2 protein-coding genes and 2 pseudogenes are annotated in these 3,288 nt (G+C 33.3%); all 4 read right to left on the reverse strand.

Annotation, left to right across the window (positions count from 1 at the left end; translation table 11 throughout):
* A pseudogene (locus FGM02_RS17810) lies at positions 1–309 on the reverse strand (hypothetical protein); the annotation flags it as partial.
* A 32-nt stretch (positions 310–341) separates the two neighbouring features.
* Positions 342–1,631: a class II aldolase/adducin family protein gene (locus FGM02_RS17815; RefSeq protein WP_139959975.1), complete on the reverse strand. Its 1,290-nt coding sequence runs from the start codon at positions 1,629–1,631 to the stop codon at positions 342–344.
* Between the two features lie 65 nt (positions 1,632–1,696).
* Entirely contained in the window at positions 1,697–3,073 is a 1,377-nt protein-coding gene (locus FGM02_RS17820; protein WP_139959977.1) for an FGGY-family carbohydrate kinase, read from the reverse strand.
* Between the two features lie 10 nt (positions 3,074–3,083).
* Positions 3,084–3,288 (reverse strand): annotated as a pseudogene (locus tag FGM02_RS17825) (sugar isomerase); the annotation flags it as partial.

Below are 3,288 nucleotides of genomic sequence, written 5' to 3' on the forward strand. Positions count from 1 at the left end.
TTTTTTACCACAAATTTTTTCTAATTGAAAATACAAGGTGAGTCTATTTTTTATGGCAATTTCAGCCGTCAAAAATCGCCAGCTCAATACGGCTAAAATGTTTCCAAATAGTAGGCCAATAATTAAATCGAAAGCACTTACACCTGTGGTAAGGAATAAGGGCCCAATCATAAATTCGGTTCCTGCAGCATGTTCACCGGCATACATTCCGATAAAATTTTTCCAACCTTTTAGTTTGGAATTTGGAACTGGTTCTCTTTCGAACTCTCCGCTAGCTACATTTTCTGTAACTTCTATATTTTGTGTCATTTTGTTTAAGGTTTAATTTTACTTACTGGGTTTTAGGATAAAAATTTCTTTCTTAATTCTTCAACCTGGTCATCATTAATAGGAACCATTTCTCCTAAAGAGTTTCCAAGGACTATTGATTTAGCGCTGAATTCAGCTACTTCTAAATAATCAAATGTTTGTAATAATTTATCTCCAGTTATTATAACAGAGTCATTTTCTATGATCAAAGCAGTAGCACAGTTGTCAACAATTTCTGAATTGTTATTTTTCTTAAAATGATTACCGTAACTAACAGCATTGATGTCTTGTAAAAAGATCCAACTTTCAGGAATAGTTCGTACATTTAAATGGCTACCTGTAACACCAAAAGCCATTAGGTAAGGAGATTGTGTCATGATGATAGAATTCACATCCGGATTACGATTGTAAATTTCTTGGTGAATCCAAGTCGCTCTACTAGGAACTTTACCAGCTTCTCTTTTTCCGTCTTTGATTTGAACTAAGTCTTCCAAATCCAAATCCCAGCGATCTACATTGGTTGGTGTAATTAAAAAATTGTTAGCTTCTAATCTCATGGAAACTGTACCATAAGAACCAATCATAAGGCCTTGTTGACAAGAACGATGAACAATGTTGCATATTTCTAATCGTTTTTCTTGCTCCTCTGAGGAATGCGTTGTTGTTTCCATTTCTGGTAGTATGCCGGTAGCCTGCGCTTCAAATTGATCAATTTGTACATCAGTTAAATATTTGGGTGTTCCAATTTGAGAACCATATAAAATTGTTCGAGCACAAAACTCCAAAGCTTCAAAACGTTCGTAAGCATCTGTCAAATCACTTCCGCCCAAAACAGTACCATGATTTTCCATAATAATGGCTTTGTACCCTTTTTTAAACTCCTCACCAATAACAGCACCTAGCTTTTCGCTTCCAGGCAATTCATATTTAGCATAACCAATAGGGCCACAAATATGTTTTGCTTGAGAAATGATATTTGTATTGGGTATTTGTCGAACAATACTAAAAGAAACTAAAGCGGGAGGATGTGCATGAATAACAGATTTGATATCTGGTCTAGACTCATAAATAGCTTTGTGAAACGGAAATTCAGAAGAAGGTTTGTGCTTTCCAATAATGCTACCATCTTTTTTTACGCAAATGATATCGGAAGCTCTTAAAGAACCTTTGTCTACAGCGGATGGAGTAACCCATATATCTCCGTTGTCATCAATAACAGAAATATTTCCACCAGAAGTTGTGGTCATACCTCTCTTATAAATTCTGTCAATAATCTCTGTAATTTGGTTTCTTGGGTGTACTAGTTTATTTTTTGTTGACATATTTGGTTGATTTAAAATTAAAAACAACTAGTTAAGGCTAGTTGTTTTTAGTTTGTTGTTAGAAATTAATCGGAAATAATAAAAGGCACATGCTTTTTAAGGGCATAATTTTTTTTCAGAAATTTTGAATTTAATTTTGTGTCTGATATAGAAATAGCAGCGCCAAGTGCAGAGCCTAATGACGCATTGGTCGTTCTTAATTCCTTATCTCGATAGTAATGAGATAGTAATTTTATATACACATCGTTGTCGCTAAATCCACCATCTACATACAATCTAGAAATTGTATCACCTCCTTTTGCTTCTTCAATACATTTAATTTGTAGTAAGACTAATTCAGTCATTAATTGATGGTAAGCTTCTTCATAGTTTTGAAAAGTGACCACGGTTTGTTGCGGCATTTTTTCATCAACAATACTTTCCCAATGATAGCAATGTTTAAAGTTTTTGATCAATTTAGAATAGCTGTCAAAATTAAATTTTACACTACGGTGATAATCATCGTTGACACCAAAAAGTTTATCTAATTTTTGAACTTGAACTTTGTATTCATTTCCTAAAAATAAACGAGAAGCTTTTACAGGTTTCCCATTGATTCGCATATAATTTATAGCGTCTTTATTTGTAGGGTCGTCTGAAATTGGTTTTTCTGTAAAAGGATTGAAACTGATACTCCAAGTTCCAGTAGAAATTAAGATAAATTTCTTTTTAATACTTCTTACATAAGGTAACAAGGCTGCCGAACTATCATGAATTCCAACACCAATTTTGATACGATTTCCATTGTAATTCATATTAATACTGGTTTCTGTAGAAACTATTGGAGGCAAAATTTCATTGATTTCTTCTTGATACACCCAAGTATGATAGTCTTTTTTCTCATAATCCCACAAGGCTGTATGGCAACCTATACTTGTGTATTCACTTAAAGGAATACCCGTAAAAATATAACTTAGGTATTGTGGTAAATGCAAGGAGTATTTTATTTGCTGAAAGATTTCTGGTTTTGTTGTTTTCAACCAATACAATTGTAGGCCTGAATTCAACATACTTAAATCTGCACAGCCAGTTTCTTTTAAAAAGGTTTCTTTTGGACCGTATTTTTCAAAGAATGAGTTAATCACTTTTTCTGGTAACTCCTTTGTATAATTATATAAGGGGGTTAATGGATTTCCATTTTTGTCGATATGTACAAAACTGGCTCCATAGGTAGAGAAATTTATGGCTTTTACGTCAAATTCTTTGGCTTCCAATATTCTATGAAATACTTCCTTTAACCAAGCTTGTAAGGCAGGAAGATTTTCCGTAGGATGTCCATTTTCATCAACAATTTCTTCAAAAGAAATATATTCTTTATGAACTTCTTGAAAGTCTTTGTCAAATAGGAAAAACTTTTTATTTGTTTTTCCTATGTCAAAAACAGCGGTTACTTTTTGTTTCATATAAAAATTATTAAAGCCCTGTAGCAACGGTATTTCTACCTCTTTCTGATATAAGATGATTTCTTAGGTCTAATTTGCGATACGCTTTAATTGGACTAATAGCACCACCTCTGTTTAATCTTGCTTTTTCAATTAGTGGACGAACATCAGTTCTGTAAGCCGCTTGTAAAATTTCTTGGCATTTTACCACATCGTTGTCAATTTGAGCGGCTCTT

Source organism: Flavicella sediminum (genome assembly GCF_006381105.1).
Lineage (GTDB): Bacteria > Bacteroidota > Bacteroidia > Flavobacteriales > Flavobacteriaceae > Flavicella > Flavicella sediminum.